Here is a 3,473-nt window from a genome sequence, read left to right on the forward strand (position 1 = left end):
CTTCGTGGCGAAGCGCACTTCATCTGGAACGCCGGCCTTGGCACGCCGTTCAGGATCCGCCGCCCAGTCATTGGGCAGGTACAACTGCCAAGCCACGGGCAAGCTGCCCTGCTTGCTCGCAAGCGAGATACTCACGGCCACTTGGCAATTGTCCTGCTTGCCGAGCATCCCGCAGTACTGACGGGTGACACCGACCGAGTGACGACCCTTCTTCGGGAACCCGGTGTCGTCGATGATCCACCAGCCGCCCTGGCTGAAGTCCATCTTGGGCATCACCCACTGGCACACGCGGCGCAGCATCTGGGTGTCTGACCACTCTGCCTTGGCCACGAAGTGGTGCAGTGCTTGATGCCGTGCGCTGGCGTGTGTCGGATCCACTCTCGCAGCCATCGGCTCCACGCTCTTGCGCGGCAGGGGGAGCATCAGGCCCGTGCAGTAGCCCCGAAGGCCGGCGTGCCGGTCTGCGTGACCCCAGCCTGCGCTCAGGTGTTCAAGGTAGAGATCAAAGCGTTCCGCTGCACTCATAGATCCTCCAGCTCGAAGTCTGGAAGATCGAATTATGTCATTTATGACACAGTAAGATTAGCAGGCTACTGAAATACCCCTGCCGAAGCTGACCGCCTCAGCACGATGAGCCAGTTTCGGAAGATTTGGTCGGTCGCGGTCGCGCCATGCGCCATCCAGGGGGGCTGTTTTACGCATTTGCAGGGCTTTTTACGCTCATCTGGCGCTCACTGCGCACCCTCCAGACGGACTTGTTGCGGGTTTGATCGCCGACCTCGTTGCTCTGTTCTGTGTCGCAATCCTCCTGCTCTTTGTGTTTGCTGGAGTCGGCGTGTTTGTCGTGGGTGGCGCCATGTTCGTCGGGCTCGTCTGGGTGGCGCTTTCGCTGCCGTACTTGCTCGTCGTGCTCGTTCCATTGGCACTTGTCTGGGTGTTCATCGCGATCGCGCGAAAGCTTGATGCCAAGTAGCTGCGCGGATTGGCTGCAGAATGTGCTCGCGCCCATGTTGGGAGAGCGTATGCCATTGGCTCGCGCCTCCGCCCGATGAAATGCCATTTTTCGCGGCAACTGATGCTTGATCGATACCAGCGGCCACCTTGAAATCAAGTATCGTGCCGCATGATCTCCCACGGTCGCTACCTCGCCCTCCTCGCTGCGCTGTTCGCCGTGGTGTGGGTCGCGCTCGCCATCGACCCCTGGTACCGGGACGACTGGGCGCTTGAGAACGTGCTGGTCGTCGTGTTCGCGGTCGCGCTGTCGGCGTCGCGTCGCCGCTTTGTGATGTCGCGCCTGTCCTATACGCTGATCTTCCTGTTTCTCTGCCTGCACACGGTGGGTGCGCACTACACCTACGCCGAGGTTCCATACGACGCATGGATCAAGGCGCTGACTGGACGCTCGCTCAACGAAGTGATGGGCTGGGAGCGCAATCACTTCGACCGCTTCGTGCACTTGATGTACGGGCTGCTGCTGGCCTATCCGATGCGCGAGCTGTTCCTGCGCGTGGCCGACGCCCGCGGCTTCTGGGGCTACTTCCTGCCTCTGGACATGACCCTCTCGACCTCTGCACTCTTCGAACTGTTCGAGTGGGCCGCGGCCGAGATCTTCGGCGGCGGCCTGGGGGTGGCCTACCTCGGAACCCAGGGCGACGTCTGGGATGCGCACAAGGACATGTCGCTGGCCGGTCTCGGCGCGTTCATCGCCATGCTGCTGACTGCGCTCATCAACGCCCGCCTGCGCCGCGACTTCGCGCGCGAGTGGCAGGACAGCATGAGGGTCAAGCGCGCCGCACCTCTTGGCGAGAGCGAGACCGTGCGCATGCTGCGGTCGCGGGAGGCCGGGCGGTGAACGAGATCGAAGTGCATGTGGCCGAGCTGGAGCAGTTCTTCGACCACATGGACGCGTCGCCGCTCGCGACCCGCAACCTCGATCCGCGCGCCGAGCGCTTCATCGTCGACGCGGCCAAGGACCTGCCGCGCGATGAGGCGCTCGGCCTGGTCGTGCATCTCGAACACCCGTCTTCCGAAACGGCATCCGTCAGCGACGCGGTCCACGCGCATTTCCACCTGCAGGGCGCCTCGGCGCGGCGGCGACTGCGCGAACTGTTCCGCCGCGGCAGGCTCAGCCTGTTGATCGGCCTGGCGTTCCTGGCCGCCACCCTCGCCGCGAGCAAGCTGGCCGAGAACTGGCTCGATCCGGGCGGCATGCTCGAGGTGGTGCGCGCCAGCCTGTCGATCGCCGGCTGGGTCGCGATGTGGCGGCCGATGGAACTATTCCTCTACGACTGGTGGCCGATCCGCGCCGAAGCGCGCCTCTTCGACCGACTGGCGTCCATGCCGGTGCGGTTGATGGCATCGTGACAGTCGGTCTAACTGCCCCGCCGCACGCCCTGCGCAAGAGAGGCCGCATCGCAGCCAGACGCGCACCGTGGCCCAACAATCAACCATTCCCTGCAAACGGAGCCCCAGCATGACATGGCACACCCTTTGCCGTTCGGACGAACTGCCCGTCGGCGAGATGAAGTCCTTTATCGTCGACAAGCACAAGATCGTTCTGTACCACCTCAGCGATGGCTTTTTCGCGACACAAGCCAGCTGCACCCACACCTTCGCGCCGCTGGCGCGCGGCAAGCTGCTGGAAGACTGCAAGGTGCAATGCCCGCTGCACCGCGCGCGCTTCGACATCCGCACCGGCGCGGTGCTGGACTGGGCGAACTTCCCGCCGGGCATCCAACTGCTGAACGTCGTGCGCGGCGAAAAGGCGCTGCAGACCTACAAGGTCAGCGTGAAGTCCGGGCAGGTGCGGGTCAGCGTACCGGAAGCCTGAAGAACGCTGCCGCCGGGGCCGGCGCTCAGTCCTCACACCGTTGGTGCACGTAGGCTCCCGGTGCGCCACACAGGCCGTCGCGTCCAGTCAGCTGGCGCGCCGACACCTCTCGGCCGCTGCCCTTGGCCTTGATCCAGGTGTCCCAGGCGGTCCACCACGAGCCTTCGTGTAGCTTGGCTGCGGCTTCCCATTCGTCCGGCGACAGCCACGGGTCACCTGGGCGGCGCACCGCATCGCGCCAGCGTCGGCCCGCATGGCCGGGTTCGCTGACGATGCCGGCGTTGTGGCCGCCGCTGGTCAGCACGAACGTGATCTCGGCGTCCGTCAGCTGGTGCAGTTTGTAGACCGAGCGCCAGGGCGCCACGTGATCCTTTTCCGTGCCCACCACAAACATCGGCTGGTGGACATCGTCCAGCGACACCGGCCGGCTCTCTACACAGTAACGCGACTCGGCCAATTCGTTGTGCAGGTACAGGCGCCGCAGGTACTGGCTGTGCATCGCCGCCGGCATGCGCGTGGTGTCGGCGTTCCAGGCCATCAGGTCGTTCGGCCGCAGCGGCTCGCCCATCCAGAGTTCTCGCAGCGTGGCCGACCAGATGAGCTCGCGCGAGTGCAGGAACTGGAAGCTCGCGGCCATCTGCCG

General features: G+C 64.7%; 5 protein-coding genes and 1 pseudogene. 4 read left to right on the plus strand and 2 right to left on the minus strand.

Annotated features, from left to right (window positions below; genetic code table 11):
- Window positions 1-525, minus strand: a 525-nt coding sequence (locus tag Q7J58_RS18990) for an IS701 family transposase (protein WP_304831184.1), incomplete at its 3' end; no start/stop codon positions are given.
- A 241-nt stretch (window positions 526-766) separates the two neighbouring features.
- Between Q7J58_RS18990 and Q7J58_RS18995 the strand changes: the two genes are divergently transcribed.
- The 4 genes from Q7J58_RS18995 (at window position 767) to Q7J58_RS19010 (ending at window position 2,830) form a co-directional block, all read left to right on the plus strand.
- Entirely contained in the window at window positions 767-973 is a 207-nt protein-coding gene (locus Q7J58_RS18995; RefSeq protein ID WP_177134560.1) for a hypothetical protein, read from the plus strand.
- Between the two features lie 150 nt (window positions 974-1,123).
- Complete coding sequence (locus Q7J58_RS19000) at window positions 1,124-1,852, plus strand: DUF2238 domain-containing protein (RefSeq protein ID WP_177134562.1); 729 nt, start codon at window positions 1,124-1,126, stop codon at window positions 1,850-1,852.
- Window positions 1,849-2,364 carry a hypothetical protein gene (locus tag Q7J58_RS19005; protein WP_177134564.1) on the plus strand — a complete coding sequence of 172 codons (516 nt, stop codon included), beginning with the start codon at window positions 1,849-1,851 and terminating at the stop codon, window positions 2,362-2,364. The genes Q7J58_RS19000 and Q7J58_RS19005 overlap by 4 nt, the downstream gene beginning before the upstream one ends.
- A gap of 109 nt (window positions 2,365-2,473) precedes the next feature.
- Complete coding sequence (locus Q7J58_RS19010; RefSeq protein WP_177134566.1) at window positions 2,474-2,830, plus strand: non-heme iron oxygenase ferredoxin subunit; 357 nt, start codon at window positions 2,474-2,476, stop codon at window positions 2,828-2,830.
- A 25-nt stretch (window positions 2,831-2,855) separates the two neighbouring features.
- On the opposite strand, the pseudogene Q7J58_RS19015 reads toward Q7J58_RS19010, so the two are convergent.
- Window positions 2,856-3,473: pseudogene (locus tag Q7J58_RS19015) on the minus strand (poly-beta-hydroxybutyrate polymerase); the annotation flags it as partial.

It is taken from the genome of Hydrogenophaga sp., from assembly GCF_030656115.1.
Lineage (GTDB): Bacteria > Pseudomonadota > Gammaproteobacteria > Burkholderiales > Burkholderiaceae_C > Hydrogenophaga.